General features: G+C 66.1%; 18 protein-coding genes and 1 tRNA gene. 7 read left to right on the top strand and 12 right to left on the bottom strand.

All coding sequences use genetic code 11. From position 1 onward, the window contains the following. On the bottom strand, positions 1–249 hold a 249-nt coding region (locus B7R93_RS06175), incomplete at its 3' end, for a hypothetical protein (protein WP_157942216.1). A 354-nt stretch (positions 250–603) separates the two neighbouring features. Here B7R93_RS06175 and B7R93_RS06170 point away from each other — a divergent pair. Beyond that, positions 604–948, top strand: coding sequence for a nucleotide pyrophosphohydrolase (locus tag B7R93_RS06170; protein WP_103019941.1), 345 nt, complete (start codon positions 604–606; stop codon positions 946–948). A gap of 59 nt (positions 949–1,007) precedes the next feature. Here the strand turns inward: B7R93_RS06170 and B7R93_RS06165 are convergent, their stop codons facing one another. Then, positions 1,008–1,346: a hypothetical protein gene (locus tag B7R93_RS06165; protein ID WP_103019940.1), complete on the bottom strand. Its 339-nt coding sequence runs from the start codon at positions 1,344–1,346 to the stop codon at positions 1,008–1,010. Positions 1,347–1,783: 437 nt separating this feature from the next. Between B7R93_RS06165 and B7R93_RS06160 the strand changes: the two genes are divergently transcribed. Continuing rightward, positions 1,784–2,221, top strand: coding sequence for a PAS domain-containing protein (locus tag B7R93_RS06160; RefSeq protein WP_103019939.1), 438 nt, complete (start codon positions 1,784–1,786; stop codon positions 2,219–2,221). A gap of 65 nt (positions 2,222–2,286) precedes the next feature. Here B7R93_RS06160 and B7R93_RS06155 read toward each other — a convergent pair whose 3' ends face one another. After that, positions 2,287–3,030: a hypothetical protein gene (locus B7R93_RS06155; protein ID WP_232798088.1), complete on the bottom strand. Its 744-nt coding sequence runs from the start codon at positions 3,028–3,030 to the stop codon at positions 2,287–2,289. Between the two features lie 243 nt (positions 3,031–3,273). On the opposite strand from B7R93_RS06155, the gene B7R93_RS06150 reads away from it, so the two are divergent. Continuing rightward, entirely contained in the window at positions 3,274–3,786 is a 513-nt protein-coding gene (locus B7R93_RS06150; protein WP_103019938.1) for a hypothetical protein, read from the top strand. A 194-nt stretch (positions 3,787–3,980) separates the two neighbouring features. Here B7R93_RS06150 and B7R93_RS06145 read toward each other — a convergent pair. Beyond that, positions 3,981–4,069, bottom strand: a tRNA-Leu gene (locus B7R93_RS06145). Between the two features lie 135 nt (positions 4,070–4,204). Between B7R93_RS06145 and B7R93_RS06140 the strand changes: the two genes are divergently transcribed. After that, entirely contained in the window at positions 4,205–6,298 is a 2,094-nt protein-coding gene (locus B7R93_RS06140) for a S46 family peptidase (protein ID WP_103019937.1), read from the top strand. A 55-nt stretch (positions 6,299–6,353) separates the two neighbouring features. After that, positions 6,354–8,582, top strand: coding sequence for a S46 family peptidase (locus B7R93_RS06135; RefSeq protein WP_103019936.1), 2,229 nt, complete (start codon positions 6,354–6,356; stop codon positions 8,580–8,582). A 4-nt stretch (positions 8,583–8,586) separates the two neighbouring features. Here the strand turns inward: B7R93_RS06135 and B7R93_RS06130 are convergent, their stop codons facing one another. The 4 genes from B7R93_RS06130 to B7R93_RS06115 all read right to left on the bottom strand — a co-directional run bounded on the left by B7R93_RS06130 (position 8,587) and on the right by B7R93_RS06115 (position 12,080). Then, positions 8,587–9,510: an alkaline phosphatase family protein gene (locus B7R93_RS06130; protein WP_103019935.1), complete on the bottom strand. Its 924-nt coding sequence runs from the start codon at positions 9,508–9,510 to the stop codon at positions 8,587–8,589. A gap of 168 nt (positions 9,511–9,678) precedes the next feature. Continuing rightward, complete coding sequence (locus B7R93_RS16320) at positions 9,679–9,963, bottom strand: glycosyltransferase (RefSeq protein ID WP_198598604.1); 285 nt, start codon at positions 9,961–9,963, stop codon at positions 9,679–9,681. 352 nt (positions 9,964–10,315) lie between these two features. Next, the gene (locus tag B7R93_RS06120) at positions 10,316–11,260 is read right to left on the bottom strand and encodes a universal stress protein (protein WP_103019934.1); all 945 of its coding nucleotides are present in this window, start codon (positions 11,258–11,260) and stop codon (positions 10,316–10,318) included. A 64-nt stretch (positions 11,261–11,324) separates the two neighbouring features. After that, positions 11,325–12,080 carry an SDR family NAD(P)-dependent oxidoreductase gene (locus B7R93_RS06115; RefSeq protein WP_103019933.1) on the bottom strand — a complete coding sequence of 252 codons (756 nt, stop codon included), beginning with the start codon at positions 12,078–12,080 and terminating at the stop codon, positions 11,325–11,327. A gap of 216 nt (positions 12,081–12,296) precedes the next feature. On the opposite strand from B7R93_RS06115, the gene B7R93_RS06110 reads away from it, so the two are divergent. Further along, positions 12,297–13,067: a hypothetical protein gene (locus B7R93_RS06110; protein WP_103019932.1), complete on the top strand. Its 771-nt coding sequence runs from the start codon at positions 12,297–12,299 to the stop codon at positions 13,065–13,067. A 34-nt stretch (positions 13,068–13,101) separates the two neighbouring features. After that, entirely contained in the window at positions 13,102–13,716 is a 615-nt protein-coding gene (locus tag B7R93_RS06105; RefSeq protein WP_232798087.1) for an SAM-dependent methyltransferase, read from the top strand. 257 nt (positions 13,717–13,973) lie between these two features. Here B7R93_RS06105 and B7R93_RS06100 read toward each other — a convergent pair whose 3' ends face one another. From B7R93_RS06100 to B7R93_RS15770, 4 genes are all read right to left on the bottom strand, one after another. Then, positions 13,974–14,501 (bottom strand): DUF2231 domain-containing protein, encoded by a 528-nt coding sequence (locus B7R93_RS06100; RefSeq protein WP_198598603.1) that lies wholly within the window; start codon positions 14,499–14,501, stop codon positions 13,974–13,976. Positions 14,502–14,580: 79 nt separating this feature from the next. Beyond that, complete coding sequence (locus tag B7R93_RS06095) at positions 14,581–14,913, bottom strand: P-II family nitrogen regulator (RefSeq protein ID WP_232798086.1); 333 nt, start codon at positions 14,911–14,913, stop codon at positions 14,581–14,583. Positions 14,914–14,951: 38 nt separating this feature from the next. After that, complete coding sequence (locus B7R93_RS06090) at positions 14,952–18,230, bottom strand: efflux RND transporter permease subunit (protein ID WP_103019929.1); 3,279 nt, start codon at positions 18,228–18,230, stop codon at positions 14,952–14,954. 58 nt (positions 18,231–18,288) lie between these two features. Further along, a partial coding sequence (locus tag B7R93_RS15770) for an efflux RND transporter periplasmic adaptor subunit (RefSeq protein ID WP_232798085.1) occupies positions 18,289–18,902 on the bottom strand: 614 nt, incomplete at its 5' end.

Here is an 18,902-nt window from a genome sequence, read left to right as displayed (position 1 = left end):
TATCGATTTGGAAAGTGAAGGAACGTCCATCGTACCGGGTTTGCTCCAGTCCTCCTGTGCGTGGATGGAGGAAAAGTCCGCCGACCGCTGGTAGACCCGCACTCGCGCGGGCTCGCCCGACGGACGATCCATCATCGGATGGACGTCCACGAGGCGGGGCATCGGGTCCTTTCCAAAGAGGGCCGTGTCCGCCGCCGATTGGGCCGCGTCGACGGGCGTGGCGGCGTTGGCCGCCGGGGAAGACGACATCGGACCGTTGTGATTCTGACGAGAGAACAGGGCGAGGCAATCAGCGGGCGCTTCACTTCCGAAGAGGATCCACGGGCGGAAGAAATATGAAGCGAAGCCTCGTTGTCCCCACGAGATGTTGTCCCTCAGGATCCCCACATCCCGGCAGCGTGAAGGGAGGGACGCGGGCTTGTCCCGGGTCGTCGGGGGGCTTCCCCTCGCGTGCTCCTACGCGCAGGGGGCGGGGCGCTTCTCCTGCTGAGATCCCGTCGTCGCTCGCAAAACGAAGACACGCCGCGACAGCGAGCGATCAAGGGAGGCGGTCGACCGTATCTTGCAAGACCTTCGTTCCTTCCTCGAAGCAAAAGATCCCTCATGCCCAGTGCCCCCATGCCCCCGGCCTCCATCGAGGAGGCCATCGCTAGAGTCACCCGCTTCCGCGAGGCTCGCGACTGGGATCAATACCACACGCCCCGGCACCTCTCGCGGGCCGTGGCGGTGGAGGCCAGTGAACTGGAAGAAGAGTTTCTCTGGAAAGACGACCGTGACGTCGCGGAGCATCTCCGGTCCGAAGAGGGACGGGAGGCGGTCGAGGACGAGGTGGGAGACGTGCTGATTTCAACCCTCCTCTTCTGCGAGCGGGTGGGAATTGACCCGCTGGAGGCACTTGGGACGAAGCTGGAGAAAACGAAAAAGAAGTACCCCGTCGAAGACTCCTGAGTGCACGCCGCCGCTCGTGCTGGGCTGTGTTCCGCGCCTGCCCGTGGGCCGGAGATGGGCTACTCGGTGCCGAATCCCTTTCTGATCTCGTCAAAGGTCTTCTCGATGATGCGCTCGTCGATGCCGTTGTGGATCGCACTCATGAGCTGAATGGTGCTCTGCGCAGCGTCCTCGAACACGAACCGCGGCGCGGCAAAGTCGCACGATACGAAGTTGGGGGGCCTGCCGCCCCCGTACACGAGGGTGCAGGTATCGAAGGTGCAGTCTTCAAAATGCTTTCCGTCGAGCACGACGCGCTCGCTGGAAAATTCCTGCTCAGTTACATTTGTACGGGCCGAGGATTCGTGGTCCGACTGAGACCGGCCCCGAGACGCATCGTGTCCGTTTTGCTTCGCCATGATCGTGCTGTGCTTAGTCCAAGATGGATGTGGTATGTGCCTTCACGTTCTCCCTGGTGCTTGGGTTCGCGGACCCGCTCGACCCTCGCTGCGCCAATTCCAAGGCAGGCTGCCTTGAGCGTCGGTGAAGGGCTGCTTGACGAAGGGGTCTCCGAAGGGGGCGCTCGCTCTCGCCTGGGAAAATGTGCCGGAAAGCGACTGTTGAGGTCGCGTGTGCCTGCGGGCCGACGATCGACGTCCCATTATGCCCACAGGAAAATTGTTGTGGGGGCCTGTGCCGCGGCTGGCATCCGGGAATCTTCCGATACGGTAAATCCGCTGGGAGAAGACCGTTGAAGGAAACCGTAGGAAAGGTCTCGCGTGGCGGGAAACGCCCCAAAGCCGCCCACCCATTTCCTGTGCCGGCTTGTTCTCTCATCAACCTGACGGCTTCCCGTATGCTTGATCCCGATCTTCCCGACGCGTTTGCCCGGCACCTGCTGACGACTGTGGCCGCCCACGCCTTCAATGCCCTTACCATCACCCGTGCGACCGGTGCGGGGGAGCCCGGTGAAATTGTGTACGTCAACGACGCCTTCGTGGACCTGACGGGCTACGAGGCCGACGAGGTGATTGGGGAAACACCCGGGGTCCTGCAGGGCCCCGAAACCGAACAGGAGGTGCTGGACCGTCTCGGCCAAAAACTCGGGGCTGGAGAGGTCTTCCACGGTCGGGCGACCAACTACCGAAAGGACGGCTCCGAATTCACGATGGAGTGGAAGGTCATTCCCGTTACCGAGGACGAGACGGGCGCGGGCCAGGAGGAGGTCGACGCGGCGCTGGACGAGGAGCCGATCTATCACGTCGCGGTGCAGCGTGAGGCGCCGGACGCGTAGGGCTGCGACCAGAACGTGGAGGCGGTCCCCGGAGCCGCGTGGGCGATCGCTCCGGGCTCGGGCCGCTACGCCGGTCCGTTCTGTGCCTCGGCCTCCGCCTGGCTCGCGTAGCGCTCCCGCACGGAGTCGTTTCCCAAAATGGCGAGGGCCGCCTTCCGCACCCTTGTGCGTCCGACCGCCGCCTCCAGGTCCGCAATGGTCGGGCCCGCCCCAGAGGTGTCCCGGTTGTGACTGATCGGCTCCCGCCGGTCGGCGTGGGCCGCAAACCAGTACGCCACCGCTCCCCGGAGCTTCGGAATCGGAATGCAGGTTTCTTCCTCGCCGTCTTGGATGTAGGCGAGGTCATAGTACCCGTCGGTCATACCGCCCGTTGGTGTTTTGGGCCGCTCCCGGACCGACAGCGAACACTCGATGCTCGGGAAGTACTCGTGCAGTGCGAGGGCAAAAGCCGCGTTGGCCGCAGCGTAACGGCCGCCGTTTTTGGCCTTTTCGGCGAAGGCAATCAGGTCTTCGGCGCCGCGTGGCACCGGCATCGCGGCTGGCTCCGACATCAAGGACGCGTGGCCCTGAAGGCGGGCCTCGTCCCGGCGCTCAACGGCGACAAGGCGCTCGGTGGGCTCGCTCAGTCCGTCCAGGACGTAGATCGTCTCAGACGCTTCGACGCCCGGACGGGTATCGGGACGCTGGTGGGCAGAGACACCGCCCTCTACCACCCGATCAAGGTACTGAAGCCGCCGATGAAGCTTTTCGGAGGCAATTCTAAACAGCGTTCCACGGTTCCGGTGGCGGAGCGTGTACCGGGCGTCCATAAAGCGAAGGTTTGGGATGGGCAGTGCCGCACGACCTGTCGAGGCGGGGCCCCACAGGAATCAACCGAACCTGCGTCTTTCGTGCCGGATTCGGAGACGGCCCCGCATCGACGAGTTCTGCGCTGTTTTTCCAGGTTCGTATCCTGCCGGCCCCCGGTCCTCCCGTTTTCGCACAGGTCTGCGTTTGTGCGGATCTGAGATGCTCACAACCGACGCCTCGACGAGAGCCGTCGTCTTTCCTCAATGGATCTTCCGACCTCCACTTTTCGCGTTTGCAAAGGCCCACGGTTCCTCCGGAAGGGGCGCCCGGTGGCCGTGGTGATGGGGCGGGCCGAGGATGGCCTGCCGCCGGATCCACTTGTTCGTCTAGAGTACTTCGTATTCTTTACTCGGGACCCCGATACCTTGATCGCTCGTGCCTTCCGGACCTTGAGAACTGTTCCGGAGACGGTCGATTTAGAGGGAGACGACCTCCACCTCTCCTACTTCCTCGAACTGGCCCGAGAAGACGCGGAGGCAAGGGCCAGTGAGCACCTCGAATCGTTTTATGACGACCCAGCGCGAGTTTTGGGAGCGAAGACCGGCCGCCTTGAGTGGACGCACGCCTCGTACCTGGCCGACCTGTACTTCCGAGTGGTGGGCCTGGGCCTCTTCCGGCGGATTGCCGAGGCGACCCATTCTTCCGAGTTGGAGGGCTACCTCGACGCCCTTGACGCCAACGGGGCGATTCTCGATCGGCGAGACTTCTCTGCGTGAGGGGGGCGATCTAGGGCATGCCCGCTCGGACGTCCTGCAGGCCGCGTAGCACCAGGGCAGCTTGTCTCCGACAGGAACCAGGAGGCTGTACGGGAAGAGGAAATGTCCCGACACGCCCCCGGGGAGGGCCGAAGCCGTCCCGAACAAAAGGTGCCCCTCAGTGTCCGAAAACGGTGGCTGAGGGGCAATTCGGCTGGTGCGAAAGGGGGGACTTGAACCCCCACGGGGCAGAAGCCCCACGAGATCCTAAGTCTCGCGCGTCTACCAATTCCGCCACTTTCGCATGTGGAGCACTGGGACGTTTGCAAACCCAAAAGCACGAATCGTAACATGGGGCCGAGGTTCCTGCGGATCTGCCTGGGCGTCGGGCTGTACGGATGCCCGACAGCTGCTTCTTCCCCGGTCTCTCCTCTGGTTTATGACGCGTCGAGACACTGCGCGCACCCTCACTGGCATTGTGCTCCTGCTATGGAGCAGTCTCGGAGGGGGACATGCGGTGCAGGCACAGGACCGGGGGGCGCCGCGCTTCGGCCCGGCGGCACTGGGCGACACGGCCGCGGCGGAGACGTCGACCGCGGGGCGAGTCTGGAGCCTTGTGACGCCGCCGGCCGACCGGTTTGCACAACGGTATGGAATGGACATAGACCGCACCTGGGCGACCCAGGTGCGTCGGGGCGTCCTCCGGCTGTCCGGGTGCACGGGGGCGCTGGTTTCGGCCGAGGGGCTGGCCCTCACGACCGCCCGTTGCGTGCGGCGACACCTGGACGAACGCGGCGATGACGCCGTCGTGGCCGAGCGGCCCGCCGAGGAGCGGTCCGTGCCGGGCCTGTACGCGGACCGCTTGGTCCAGACGAGCGACGTGACGACGGAGGTGCGAGGGGCCCGGCAGGACACCGCTGTGGCGGCCGCGGTGCCGTCGGTCCAGCGGCGGCTCCAGTCGGAGACCGACGCGAATCGGCACGTGGAGGTCGTGGCGGATGGAAACGGGACGTATACCGCGTACACGTATCGGCGGCACGAAGACGTACGCGTCGCCTTTCTCCCAACCCGGATGATTAGCGCATTCGGGGGGCTCGATGCGGCACGGACGTACCCCCGCCCGGCGTTCGACGTTGCCCTGGTTCGCGTCTACACGTCGGAGGGAAAACCCTTGAGCCCGGATCATTTTTTCGAGCCGTCTTCCCAGGGCGCTCGTCCCGGCGACGCTGTACTCTCGGCAGGCCCGTCCACCGCCACCCGGCGCGCGGAGAGTGCGGCCCAGCTTGCCGTGCGCCGAGACCTGGTGCTTCCGGAGCGGCGTGACCGCCTGGTCACCTGGACGCGGGCCCTCCGATCCCATCTCGACACCGCCGAGGCAACGCCCCCCCAGCAAAGGGCGCTCCGAGGCGCCGAGCGAGCCCTAAAGCAGACCCGAGCGCGCCTGGAGGCCCTTCGTAATGAACACATCCAGGCCCGTCTTGAGCAGCGAGACGCTCGGGTTCGGCGAGGACTTCGCCAGGATCCGGCCCTCCAGGAGCGGTTCGGGGGGCTGCTGGACAGCCTGGCTGCGATTCAGGACGACAAGCGACGGCTTAGGGCGGCCTACCGGGCCTTCGGCGACGCCGAGGGAGGCCCGTACGGCTCGTCCACGTACCGTCGAATGCTCCGTACGGAGAAGCAGGGCCGCGACGGACGCATTGCCGACGGGGACTCCTCCGATTCTTTTCTCAAGCCTCTGGACGCGGCCCGGGTCTCCTCGGCGCCGGTCGAAACGGCCCTCCTGGCCGCCCGGCTCGAGGCTGTGCAGCGGCACCTCCGCCCGGACACCGCCGTCGTGGATCGGCTTCTCGGGGGAGAGTCACCCGCTGTGCGGGCCGCCTCGGTCGTGGAACAGCTCGCGTCGTTGTCGCCGGAGGACGAGGCGCAAAAACGCCCCGCCGACGGCCCCACGGCCGAGGTTGCCGCCGTGGTTGCCCCCCGGGCTCGCTCGGTCCACGAGCAGTGGCGGAGCCTCACGCAGGCCGAGCGTCGCCTCACTCGTCGCCTTGCGCGTGCTCGGAAGGCCGTCGGGGCGGCCCCTGCACTGAGAAGCAACGGCGCCCCCCGGCTGACGGATGGGCGCGTCCGGGGCTATCCGTACAACGGCACAACCGCCCCACCCGTCACCACGATTTTTGGCCTCTATGAGCAGCACCGGGCGTTCGGCGCGGCCGAGCCGTGGGGGCTTCCGGCGGCGTGGCAGGAGTCGGCGAACGACCTGGATCGCTCGGTGCCCCTTACCCTCGTGGCGTCCGTCGATGGGGCCGTCAGTAACAACGGGGCGCCGCTCCTCAACCCATCCTTGGAGCTGGTGGGGGTGGCCGTCGCCCCCAACATCCAGGGTACGGCGGGCACCTACCTCTTCCTGCCGGGGCGAATGCGGACCGTGGGAACGGACGTGCGCGGCCTCCGCGAGGCCCTGGCGACCGTGTACGAGGCCGATATGTTGGTCGACGAGTTGTTCGGGGACGGTCTGTCCGACCGGTCGCGGTGAGGAGACTGTTCTGGCAAGGGCATCGCATTTTTTTCGCGCTTTGAAATCCGTCTGCATGCGCACTTCCATTGGGCGTTTCGTTGTTATTCTTGGGGTCGGGGCTGCGCTCCTCACAGGGTGTGGGGGAAGTGGGGGCACCACATCGGTGCCTGTCGTGGAGCGGCCTGAACAATCCGAGCCCGTGGACGACACGCTGGAAGCGACGGCCACGCCGGCGGCAGTGTCGATTCCATCGGCGTACGATACCGTTCAGGCCCAGCGGTTCGACCGCGGGCGGATGTGGACGTTTGAAAACGTTCCCACGGCGTACTTCCGGAACACCTACGGCTTCGCCCCCGATGAGGAGTGGCGCACGCGGGCCAAGCGGGGGGCGCTGCGGTTTGGCAGTGGGTGCTCGGCGTCCTTCGTATCGGCGCGAGGACTCGTGATGACCAATCATCACTGTGCGCGGGAGCACATCACGGACGTCAGCCGGGACGGCGAGGGGCTCCTAAAGAACGGGTTCTACGCGGCGGCCCGCGTCGAGGAGCGCCCGGCCCCCAACCTGTACGTCGATCAGCTCGTGGGGACGGAGAATGTAACCGGCACTGTCTATGGCGGGCTCCGTGAGGGACGAGCGGCTGGGGCCCAGGCCCGCGAGCAGCGGGTCGAGTCGCTCCAAGAGAAGTTGACGGCTGAGGCGAGCGAGCGAGACAGCTCGCTTCGGGTGGAAATTAAGGCGTTGTACCGAGGCGCCCGGTACACGGCCTACACGTATCGCCGGTACGAGGACGTCCGGCTCGTGATGGCCCCGGAGCTGCAGCTCGGGTATTTCGGGGGGACGGAAGACAACTTCACGTATCCCCGGTACGCGCTCGACGTGGCCTTCTTTCGGGTCTATGCCCCGGACGGCGAGCCCCTTCGCCCCGAGCATCACTTCTCGTGGGACGAGGAGGGGGCCCGGTCCAATGAGCCGGTCTTTGCCGTAGGGCACCCCGGCTCCACGAGTCGTCTCGACATGGTGTCGCAGCTTGAGTATCAGCGAGACCATGAGCTTCCCCGTCGGCTCGAAACCCTCCGGACGCGGGGCGACCTGCTCGATCGGTACATTCGCCGTCGTCCCGACTCGTCCGACCGCTACGACCTCCGGAATATCTACTTCTCGATCGAGAACACGATCAAGGGACAGACAGGCCAGCTCCGAGGGCTTCAAGACTCGTATCTCCTGGCGCGGCGCGGCGCGGCTGTGCAGGCCCTTCAGGACTCCATCCTCGCCGTTGACTCGCTGCGGCAGTCGTACGGAAAGATCGTAGGCCGGATCGAGGGCCTTCAGCAGTCCAAGGTCGTGATGGCGGAGAAGGCCGGGGCCTTCGTGACCTTTGCGAACCTGGAGCTCGGCGCCCGGATCTTGGTGCGGGCACTCCACGGCTACTACTATGACTTCCTCCGGACGCGCGGTGCCCCCCCCGACCGGCTGGCTGCCATTCGAGAGGATGCCGAGCAGGTGAGCGACTGGCCGCCCGGCCTTGAGAAGGAGTTCCTGGTGGCACAGTTCGAAGAGATCCGATCGGCCTACGGTACCGATCACCCTACCGTCCAACGGCTCTTCCGAACGCGCACGCCGGAAGAGGTCGCCACGCGACTGGTGGAGGAGAGCGCGCTCATGGACTCGACCCGGTTTCTCAGCCTCCTGGACGAGGGCTACCGCAAGAGCGACGACCCGTCGGTGCCGGTCATCGAGGCGCTGGCGCCCATGTTCTTAAACACAAACCGGCAGATGCAGGACGTGCGGGCCTCGGAACGGACCCTCAACGCGCGTCTCTCTCAGGCCCGGCTTTCGGTGTACGGGCCGACGTTTCCGCCGGATGCCACCCGCTCGCTTCGCCTCTCGGACGGTCGCGTGCGGTCGTACTCGTACAACGGAACGACAGCCCCGTCCTTCACGACCTTCAACGGGCTGTACGACCGGCACTTTTCTCGTGACGAGGCAGCGTGGGCGCTTCCCGCGCAGTGGAGGATGGCGGTCGACTCGATCGACCTTGGCACGCCCCTTAACCTCGTCTCGACCGTCGACATTGCAGGGGGCAGCTCCGGGTCGGCGCTACTAAACGAGGACCTTGAGGTGGTCGGGGTCGTCTTTGATAGCAACATGGAGGCCCTCCCCAACGAGTACCTCTACCGCCGGCAGGGGGCCCGGGCGGTGGCGGTGGATGCACGGGGCATCCTGGAGGCCCTCCGGACGGTCTATGGCGCCGATCGGCTCGTGGAGGAGATCACGACGGACGAGAGGGATCCCGAGGAGTAAGGCGTCACTGCCCGCCGAGGCCGGTCCGGAGCGCCTCGACGATGGCAGGCGTCACGTCGGCCAGCGTCTGCGCGTCGGCCAGGTGGGGGGCGCCCCAGCCGAAGGCGATGAGCGGCACTGGGTTGCGGGTGTGCTGGGTGTGGCTGGTGTCTTCCAGGTTGCCGTGGTCGCTCGTGACGATCAGCGTGTCGTGGTCGGGATGTAGAAGGGCGAGCAGCCGGCCCAAAAACTTGTCGAGCCGGGCCAGGAGGACACTCGGGGGAAGGTCGATCCGCTCGTGCCCCACCTTGTCCGTCTGGAAAAACTCGAACAGTGTGAGCGTGTGGTCCCGGTGGGTCGCCACCAGTGCCTCGGCGGCCTCGGCGGGCGTGCGGAGGGAGACGTCGAGCTGGAGGGTGTCCCGCCAGCCCTGTGCGGTCAGGTCTGCGGCCACGGCCCGGTGGGCCCGCAGGGCGTCGAGGTCGCGGAGGGGCACGCCGGCCCCCGCACAGCAGCGCGTCGTGACGGTCCAGCGCCGCGACGAGGCGTCGAAAAACTGGGGGGGAAAGGCGTTGGCGAACGCCACAGCCTCGTCGGGGACGAACGAGAGGGCCTGGACGCGGTGAAAGAGGTTCTCGTGGTCCAAGACGTCGTGGGTGGCCGAGTGGGGATACGGTCCGAAGTGGCGCCCCACCCGTTCGGCACAGTTCACGCCGGTGAAGAGGGTGGCCTGCCCGGTGCCGCTCTGGGGCAGTCCGTCCACCTCGAGGGTGGCGTCGAGGGGACGAACGAGGTGCCGGGCCGTGGCGGTCTCGGGCAGCGCGCGGGTCCAGGGCGCCCCAGCCCCCAGTCGTCGAAACGCCGTGCCGGGGGGAGGCGACAGGGGGTTTGCCGGGCCGGCTGGGCCCAGGCCCACGCCATCCAGGAAGACGAACAAGATTCGGCGCACGGATCCTGCTCTGGATTGAGAGGAGAACGATCAGCACCCGTACGCACTGCCGGACGCCGCGGTTTTCGGACGGAGGACACGGGGGCGAACGTCACGCGGCATTCACCACATACCGCCCAAGAGTCCCATCAGCCTGCTCGCTGGTCGGCAGCGACGAAGAGTGGTGGGTCAGTCAGAAAGCCGGTAGATGGTTGGAAGCGCCCGAAAGGGGCAGCAGGGAGCACTCGCGAACCGTCTTGCAGATCTGCTCGGCGGCTGTGTCCACCGAGTCGACCAGGCCCCATTCGTGCCGTCCTTAACCTGGTGACGAATGCCGCCCACGGTGCCCCCGATGACGGCGGTGCCCTTCCACATGGCCTCGGTGACGGTCAGCCCGAAGCCTTCCCGGAGCGACTTCTGCAGTACCACTGCCGCACGCCGCTGTAAAGCATTGACGAGGGCCGTGTCTTCCACGCTGAGAATGCGGATCCGCTCTTCTTCCCGGTCGAGAAGCGGCTCGTACCCCTTTGTGCCCGTCGGATCCTTCCAGGGGGGACCGCGGGACCTGCACCGCGAGTGGCCCAGGCGCTCGTCGGTCTCCGCCTCGATTAGCTCCTTGTTCTTGATCGCGAAGGGATCGATGACAGGGGAAATGGCGCGCTGGGGGATGCCGAGTGACTGCTTGTAAAAACAGGACGGCGAAACACTTCGTGCAGGTGTCCAGCACTGCCTCCTCTCCCCGCACACTGAGGACGCTCGCCTACTGCCCGGCGAAGCCGGCCCCGGGCAAGTCCTTGACCGTGCTGCTGCGAGTCGCCCCGTTGAGTCAGTTCTGGACGGCAGGGGCCTCCGGGGCGTCCGGCGACACGAGGGAGGTGCGGTCGGGCTTCGCGACGAACACCGGCGTGGGCGATTGTCGGAGTACCCGTTCGGCCACGCTCCCCATCAGCATGCGGTCCAAGCCCGTGCGGCCGTGGGTGGCGATGACGGTGAGGTCGACCTCGTTGTTGTCGATGTAGTCGAGAATTTCTCGCGACGGCTCGCCGGTGCGGGCCTCGATCATGATGTGCTCGTATCCGATCTTCTCCCGGGCCAGGTCGGCAAGCTGGGCCTCCACGTTCTCGAGCACCTCGGCGGTGGGAAAGGCGGCGGCCTCGTAGCCGTAGGCCGACGGGTACACCGGCTCTTCCACGACGTGAAGCAGGTCGACCTCCGCGCCGTACGTCAGGGCAATCTCTTTTGCGTGCTGCACAGCGACCTTGGAGGCGTCGGAGAAGTCGATGGGGGCGAGCACGCGACGCACAGCCTTGCTCGGTGCCCGGTCCGCGTTGTTCCGGACGGTTAGGGTGGGACAGGGCGCCTTTCGAACAACCTCTTCCGCTACGCTCCCAAACAGCATGCGGTCGACCCCGCGGCGGCCGTGGGTGCCCATCACGACTAGGTCGACGGCCTTGTCCTCGGCGTAGGCGACAATCTGCTCGGCCGGCTCCGCCGATTCCACCTGCTCTTGCGTGATGGAGAGCGTCTCCAGGTCCGGCCAGTTGGCGCCCGTGATGGACTTCTCAGGGTGTTGCAGCCACTCGGTGAGGGCGTCGACGGGAATGGGGAAATTTGCCCTTGCCTCTTCGTGATCGTGGTAATGCCGCCCCGTCACGTTCAGGATATGAAGGTTGGCATCGTGCCAGTCGGCCAGGTAGGCGGCCTGTGGGAAGGCGCGCTTCGATCCGTCCGAGAAGTCGGTGGGAAAGAGAACGCGTTGGATGGAAAGCATGGCTGAGCGGGAAGTTGTGAGCAGACTGAGAAGTGGAAAAGAGGGGACTGGAGGGACCGCTCGACTACTGCGCCGTGAGGCCGCCGTCGAGAACCATCTCCGAGCCGGTCATGAACTTGGACTCGTCGGACGCCAGGTAGAGCACCGCGTACGCTACGTCCTCCGGCTCGCCCATGTGCCCGATTGGGTGCATGGCATCCAGCTCCTCCTTGGGGGCCCCCAGCGTCTCGGCCCCGTAGTCGGCCATCTGGGTGTCGATGTAGGCGGGATGAAGCGAGTTGACCCGGACGCCCGCATCCGCAAGCTCGATGGCCGCGTCTTTTGTCATTGTGCGCACCGCGCCCTTGCTGGCCCCGTAGCAGGTGTGGCCCGACACGCCGACGAGGCCCGCGACGGACGAGAGGTTGACGACGGAGCCCCGTCCCTGTTTTCGCATGAGGGGCGTGCAGTGCTTCAGGCCCAGGAAAACGCCAGTGACGTTGACGTCCATGAGGGCCCTCCAGTCGTCGACGTCCATTTCGTCGACCGGCTCGATGTGGTAAACGCCGGCGTTGTTCACGAGCACGTCTGGGTTCCCGAAAGTGGCTTGCACTTCCTCCACCACGCGCATCCAGTCCGTCTCCGAGGTCACGTCATGTTGGAAGAACGCCGCCTCTCCGCCAGCGTCCGCAATGCGGTCGACCGTCGCCGGGCCGGCTTTCTCGTCGATGTCGGTGACGGCGACCCGCGCGCCCTCGTTCGCCAGCAGTTCGGCGGTCTTCTGGCCAATGCCGTGTCCAGCCCCCGTAATGAGCACAATTTTTCCACCTACACGATCCATGAGAAATGCCTCCAATAGGGAATTGAGAACAATGTGTGTTGCTAGTTTATCACACTTCAGGCACACTCACTGTGGGGGGTTTCCCGGCATGGTCGTAGTACATCCTTGGAATGGCAGCGCAGCGGCGCGATGGGTTCCCTGAGAGGATCGGTTCTCGGAGTCGCGGATACATATACATAATAGGTGCCTCGTCTCTTCACCTTTCCAGTGTTATCCATGCGTTCTGTCCGATTTCTCGCCGTTCTCCCACTGCTGCTCTTGCTTGCCGTCCCGACGGTTGCCCAGGACGCCGTGCCCACGCAGGTGACCGTGCGGGCCGTCTCCAACGACGCCAAGCTGATTCAGGACCCGGTCGGCGGGGCCCACATCACCATCGAACACGCCGAGACGGGCGAGGTGCTGGCCGAGGGCCGTCAGTCCGGGGATTCCGGCAGCACCGAGAAAATCATGCGCCAGCCCCACGAGCGCGGCGCCTCGATCTACGAGGCCCCCGGCGCGGCGAAGTACGAGACCACCCTCGACCTGGCGGAGCCCACTCGTGTTCGCGTCGCCGCCGAAGGCCCGCTTGACTACCCGCACGCGATGCAACAGACCTCAAAGACCGTCCTCCTCATGCCGGGCGAGGACGTGGCGGGCGACGGGATTACGCTTACGCTGCATGGCTTCATCGTGGAGGTGCTGAAGCCGTCGGCCTCCGAGGTGGACTCCGGAGAAGAGGTCTCTGTCCGGGCCCGCGTGCAGATGATGTGCGGCTGCCCCACGAAGCCGGGGGGGCTGTGGGACGCGACCCGCTACACAATTCGTGCGCAGCTCCTGCGGGAGGGAGCCGTCGTGGCCGAGGGGCCCCTCTCCTTTGCGGGAACGACGAACGAGTACGAGGGCGCTCTGTCGGTGCCGGGTGCGGGGGCCGATCAGGTGCGCGTCACGGCGACCGATGCGGACCGAGTCAACTTTGGAATGGCGACGACGTCCCTCAATGCCGAATAGATTCGCCTGCCCTTTTCCCTTTTCCCTTCCGCCGATGCCGAAGCCCGCTGCCTTCTGGAACGACCGCTTCGCCCGAGACGAGTACGTGTACGGCGAGGCGCCCAACCAATTCGTCGCCTCTGCCGCTGAGACGTGGCTCCCGGACGCCGCCGAGGTGCTCACCCTCGGGGCGGGAGAAGGGCGCAATGCCGTTCACCTGGCCCGCCAGGGCCACGCGGTGACGGCCGTCGACTACGCCGCGGAGGGACTGCGCAAAACGCATCGTCTCGCCAAGAAGGCGGGGGTGGCCGTGGAGACGATGCAGGCCGACGTGCGATCGTGGGCACCACCACAGACATGGGACGCGGTGGGGACGACCTTTCTGCACCTGCCGCCCGACGAACGGCTGCCCCTGTACCGCCTCATTCAGGACAGCCTCCGGCCCGGCGGGCTCCTCATTGCCGAGTGGTTCCGGCCCGAGCAGCGCACCGAGGGCTACACGAGTGGCGGGCCGCCGGACGTCGACATGATGGTCACGGATGAAGAGCTCCGCGATCACTTTGCCGAGTCGGGCATCGAACACCTGGAGATCGCCGAGCCGGTGCTCGACGAAGGGATGCACGAGGGCCCCGGTGCCACTGTCCGCTTCGTGTGGCGGCGTCCGGCGTAACCATGTCCCATTGCGCGTCCCGTCTGTCGGGGACACGACGGCAAACTCCGAAGGTCACGCAGCGGTCACCGGCCGCATGGGAACTGGCGTGATGCACTGAGAAGACAGCTCCCAAAGGCTCTCAACTTCGGCAGCAATCTGATGCTTCCACGGGTAGTCCCCTACCTTTGAGCAATTCATCTTTGGAAGCAGCTCGCTCCGGCGGCGGAGGAGAGCACCATCTTCGTTCGAGTTCCCTCGGAAACGCGGAGCCGACTCTACCCTTCGGGTTCCTTCTCGTGTGCCTGTGCTTCTCCGGTGTTGGTGCCCCTGCCTCCGGGGTCGCCTTGGGACTGGACAGGCACGTCGGCCCGCAGCTCGGGGTGGCTGATCTTGCCGCCAAGGTTGGCCGTGTAGCCGATGAGCCCGGCACTTGCCAGAGCCAGCACGAGGGTGCCCACGACGGTCCAGCGCACGATCCGGCCGCGAAGGGTCCCATAGAGAAGTGCCCCGAGCGCCCCGACGCCTGTCGCAATGCCGGCCACGAGCCCGTACCACGCGAAATGCTCATGGGCTTCGAGGGCGTCGTGGGAGACCCCTACTGCCCCTTCGACGACTTCCTCGGCCGGCTCCCCGGTCAGGTAGACGGCGATGGTGGCAAGCCCCGCCACGGCCAAGAGCCCAAGGCTGGCCTCCTGCACGTCTGCCTGGTTGCGCCAGAGGCCGTAGCCCAACATCGCAGTGCCGAAGAGAAGACCCAGAAGGGGAATGTGGTTTAGGACGAGGTGCCAGTGCGCTGCACTCATGGGATTGGGGAGCGTAGGATGAGGGGGCGTAAGGTTGGGGGGCGTCTGCGAGTGGGGCGGCGGCGGAGCCGAAACGATGTCATATTACGCTCGCTCCGGTCTCCTGCGAGCGAATGTCGATGGCCTCGGTCACGGGGGTGACAAGCACCTTTCCGTCGCCCCGGCGCCCGGTCCGGGCCGCGTCGGCGATGGCCTCCGCGATGGTCGGTGCCGCTTCGTCGGAGCACGCGATTTCGAGCCGTACGACCTGCTGGTAGGGCGAGACCTGCGGGCCGTACGACTCTCCGCCTTCCGGGTCGGCCTCGAGGCCAAACCCTTCGACCTCGCTCAGGCTGCCCCCGGGCACCTCCATGTCTCGGAGACGCTCCACCACCTCGTCCTGCACGACGGGTCGGATGCAGGATGTAATCATCCTCATGGCAGGAGAATCATCTGTAGGGGAACTGCCAATTAGGCCGTCACGCTGCCGCGGAGCTCGTGCTGCCGGTCGGCCTCCACCTCCTGGACAATGGGACGCTCGGCCTGCGTCTCGGGGTTGAACCAGCCGTAGAGCGTCGGCAGGAGCAGGAGCGTGGACGGGACGAGTGTAAAGATGCCGCCGACCACCACCGCCGCCAGGGGCCGCTGCACGTTGGCCCCGATGCCGGTCGCCACCAGCAGGGGCAGCAGCCCGAGCAGGCTCGTCAGGGTCGTCATGAGGATGGGACGGAGGCGCAGGAGGGCGCCCTCGCGGACGGCCTGGGTCAGGGAGCGTCCTCGCTCGCGGAGGTTGTCGATGAAGCTGACCATCACGACGCCGTTCTGCACCGCAATGCCAAGCACGGCGATGTACCCGATCGATGCCGGGACGCTCATGTAGAGGTCCATCGCCCAGAGCAGCACGGTCCCGCCCACAACGGAGACCGGAATGTTGAGAAAGATCAGGACCGCCTGGCTGATCGACCCGAAGGTCATGAAGAGCAGGACGAACACGATCGCCAGCGTGATGGGCAAAATGAGCATCAGCCGCTTCTGGGAGCGCTGCTGGTTTTCGAACTGGCCGCCCCAGTCGACCGTGTAGCCGGCGGGGAAGGATACCTGCTCGCGCACCGCCTCCTGTGCCTCGGCGACGAAGCTGCCGGCGTCGCGCCCGCTGAGGTTAACGCCGAGGGTGATCTTGCGCTTGCCGTTCTCGCGGGTCACCTCGGCCGGGGCCTCCGTGAGCGTTACGCCGGCCACGTCTCGGAGCCGGACCCGACCCCCATTGGGCGTTGTGGGCGGCACGTTCCGAATCGCCTCGACCGAACTGCGGGATGTCTCCTGAAACTTACCCACCAGCGCGAAGCGGCGATCTCCCTCCAGGATGGTGCTGACCTGATCCCCGCCGATCGCCACGTCGATGGCCTGCTGAATCGAGCCGACGCTCAGGCCGTAGCGGGCCGCCGCGTCGCGGTCGATGTCCACCTCTACGTAGCCGAACCCCGCGATTTGGGACGGAAGCACGTCCGCGGCGCCCCGGATGTCGGAGACTGCGTCGGAGACCTCGGACTGTAGCTGCTTGAGCTTGTCCAGGTCGGGACCGAAAATCTTGATGGCGATCTCGCTCTTGGCCCCGCTCACCATCTCATCGAGCCGGAGCGCGATCGGCTGGGTGAAGGCAAAGTTGGCCCCGGGGATCTGGTTGACGCGCGTCCGCAGCGAGTCGACGAGCGCCTCCTTCGAGTCGAACCGCCAGGTGTCGCGGGGGGCGAGCCCGACGAGCATGTCGGTCAGGTTCTGCCCCATCGGGTCGAAGGCCACGGCGGGGCGCCCGATCTTGCTCACCGCCCTCGTCACCTCCGGAAACGAGACGAGCGCGTTCTCGACCTTTGTCTGCACCTCGCTCGTCGTTTCGAGGGCGGCGTCCGGCTCCAGGGCCACCTGGAGGGCCCCCGATCCCTCCTCCAGCTCCGGCGCGAACTCAGTCCCGAGCGTGGTGAAGAGCCCGGCGCCAAGTCCCATCAGCACCACGCCCGCTCCAACCGTCGCCCAGCGATGGCGGAGCGCCGTGTCCAGAAGCGGCTCGTAGGCAGCCTTCAGCCCCGCGACCAGCCGGTTGGACTCCACGGCTCCGCCGGCCGATTTCCCATTCTTCGGAAGATCCCCGTTCTCTGGAAGATTTCCCTTCGAGGGAGACGCCTCGTCGGAATTGTCGGTCTCGGAGTCCGCACTTTCAGCCTCCGAATCCCCGACCGAGGCGAGCAGGTAGGAGCTGAGCGCCGGGGCCATCGTGAGCGCCAGGAAGAGCGACGCCATCAGCGCGAAGGAGACCGTAAACGCCATCGGCCGGAACATGCGACCCTCCATCTGCTGGAGCGTGAAGAGGGGGAGGAAGACCGCGATCACCACGCCCACCGAGAACGCGATGGGCCGCGCCACTTCGCGCCCGGCGCGCACCACGACGAGCCCAATGGGCGCGTCCGGATTCTCCTTGCGCAGGCGATAGATATTCTCCACCATCACGATGGCCCCGTCCACAAACATGCCGAGCCCGATGGCCAGGCCGCCGAGGCTCATCAGGTTGGCCTTGAACCCGAAGTAGTTCATCAAAATGAACGTAATCAGGGCCGTCATCGGCAGCACGAGGCTCACGATGAGGGCCGAGCGCCAGTCGCCCAGGAAGCTCAAAAGCACCAGGAGAACGAGCAATCCCCCGATGAGGAGGCTCGTCGTGACGTTGCCGATCGCCGCGCTCGTGAGCTCGTTGCGGTTGTAGACGACCTCCACGCCCACCCCCGCCGGCAGCGCCGGCTTCAGGTCCTCCATCTTTGCCTGCACGTCGCTCACCACCTGCTGGGCATTGGCCCCGCGCCGCATCATGATGATGCCGATGACCGTCTCGCCCCGCCCGTTCATCGAGGCGGCCCCGTGCCGCACCGCGTGGTCGACCTCAACCGTCGCGATGTCGTCGACGAGAATCGGGGCCCCGTCTCGGGTGGCGATGACCGTGTTTTTGATGTCCGGAATGATCTCCTCTTTCCCGCCCGCCCCGACGCGCCCGACGCCCCGAACCACGTACTGCTGGTCGTTGCGGACGATGTAGTTGCCCCCCGAGTTCTGGTTGCTCTCCCGGAGGGCCTGGTAGGCCTCCTCCAGAGAGAGGTCATAGTTTACGAGCTGATCGGGATTGAACCGCACGTGGTACTGCTTCACGAAGCCCCCAAGCGCGTTGGCCTCCACCACCCCGCTTACCGTGCGCAGCTCCGGGGCCAGAATCCAGTTCTGCATCGTCCGAAGTTCACGCGGGGTATAGGTCCGCTCATCGTTGGGTTTGTCGACGAGGGCGTACTGATACACCTGCCCGAGGGCCGTGGACAAGGGCCCCAGCGAGGGCTCGGCCTTCTCCGGCAGGTCGCCCTTCACCTGATTGAGCCGCTGGGACACGAGCCGCCGCACGAAGTACGGATCCATGTCCTCCTCGAAGACGAGCGTCACCACACTCAGGCCGAACTGGCTTAGCGAGCGGTTCTTCGTCACGCCCTCGAGGTTGGTCATGTTAATCTCGATGGGGTAGGTGACCAGCTTCTCCACCTCCACCGGGGACATGCCCGGAACGCGCGTCAGGATTTGCACCTGGTTGTTGGTAAGCTCCGGATAGGCGTCGACCGGCACCTGCTGCCAGCTGTAGATGCCCCACCCGGCCAGCACGGCCAGGAGGAGCAACACGAGAACGCGGTTCTTGACAACGGACGTAACGAGGCGATCGAACATGGGAAGTGGCGAGGATCAAAAGTCAAATAGTCTCCAAGGGGTACACCTCAGACCGATTCTAGCGCTGGTTCAGGGCGCTTACGATCTGGTAGGCGCCGGCGGACACCACGGTGGTGCCGGAGGCCAGGTCGGGAACCGCGACGGTGCCGTCTGCGCTGGCGTCGGCGCCTACGTGCGCCCGGCGGAAGGTGCGGGGGCCTTCCTGCACAAGGACGTAGGTGCCGGAGGCGTCGGTGAGGAGCACGTCGGCCGGGAGGGCCGGCTGGGGAGCGCCGGCGCGCCGTACGCGAACCGTGGCGTACATGCCCGGCCGCAGCAGGCCCTCCGTGTTGTCGAGGACGACCCGAGCACTGGCGGCCCGGCTCTCCTCCTCCACCTGGGGCGTGACCCGATCAATGATGCCTTCGTAGGTGCGGGGGGCCCTCGAGGCCGTGATGGTGACCGATTGGCCTTCCTGCACCTGATCCAGGGACTGCTCAAAGACGCGGGCGACGACGCGAATCGGCTGAAGGTCGGCAATGTGGTAGAGCTTTTCGCCCTGGGCCACCGGCGCCCCAAGCACCGTCATCCGGTCGAGGACGACGCCGGTGAGGGGCGCCTCCAGGGGCAGGGTCGAGAGATCCTCCTGGCCCGTGGCCACCCGCTGGATCCGGCCGGGCCGCACGCCGATCG

It is taken from the genome of Salinibacter altiplanensis (assembly GCF_002894645.1).
Taxonomy (GTDB): Bacteria; Bacteroidota; Rhodothermia; order Rhodothermales; family Salinibacteraceae; genus Salinibacter; species Salinibacter altiplanensis.
The sequence above is the reverse complement of the archived record's forward strand: the minus strand, read 5'-3'. Positions and strand labels throughout refer to the sequence as shown.

Coding starts and splice junctions, on each gene's coding strand:
- B7R93_RS06135 (WP_103019936.1), top strand. CDS start 6,354: ATGCGCACTTCCATTGGGCGTTTCGTTGTTATTCTTGGGGTCGGGGCT.
- B7R93_RS06160 (WP_103019939.1), top strand. CDS start 1,784: ATGCTTGATCCCGATCTTCCCGACGCGTTTGCCCGGCACCTGCTGACG.
- B7R93_RS06105 (WP_232798087.1), top strand. CDS start 13,102: ATGCCGAAGCCCGCTGCCTTCTGGAACGACCGCTTCGCCCGAGACGAG.
- B7R93_RS06170 (WP_103019941.1), top strand. CDS start 604: ATGCCCAGTGCCCCCATGCCCCCGGCCTCCATCGAGGAGGCCATCGCT.
- B7R93_RS06165 (WP_103019940.1), bottom strand. CDS start 1,346: ATGGCGAAGCAAAACGGACACGATGCGTCTCGGGGCCGGTCTCAGTCG.
- B7R93_RS06115 (WP_103019933.1), bottom strand. CDS start 12,080: ATGGATCGTGTAGGTGGAAAAATTGTGCTCATTACGGGGGCTGGACAC.
- B7R93_RS06155 (WP_232798088.1), bottom strand. CDS start 3,030: ATGGACGCCCGGTACACGCTCCGCCACCGGAACCGTGGAACGCTGTTT.
- B7R93_RS06095 (WP_232798086.1), bottom strand. CDS start 14,913: ATGATTACATCCTGCATCCGACCCGTCGTGCAGGACGAGGTGGTGGAG.
- B7R93_RS06090 (WP_103019929.1), bottom strand. CDS start 18,230: ATGTTCGATCGCCTCGTTACGTCCGTTGTCAAGAACCGCGTTCTCGTG.
- B7R93_RS06100 (WP_198598603.1), bottom strand. CDS start 14,501: ATGAGTGCAGCGCACTGGCACCTCGTCCTAAACCACATTCCCCTTCTG.
- B7R93_RS06150 (WP_103019938.1), top strand. CDS start 3,274: ATGGATCTTCCGACCTCCACTTTTCGCGTTTGCAAAGGCCCACGGTTC.
- B7R93_RS06110 (WP_103019932.1), top strand. CDS start 12,297: ATGCGTTCTGTCCGATTTCTCGCCGTTCTCCCACTGCTGCTCTTGCTT.
- B7R93_RS06120 (WP_103019934.1), bottom strand. CDS start 11,260: ATGCTTTCCATCCAACGCGTTCTCTTTCCCACCGACTTCTCGGACGGA.
- B7R93_RS06140 (WP_103019937.1), top strand. CDS start 4,205: ATGACGCGTCGAGACACTGCGCGCACCCTCACTGGCATTGTGCTCCTG.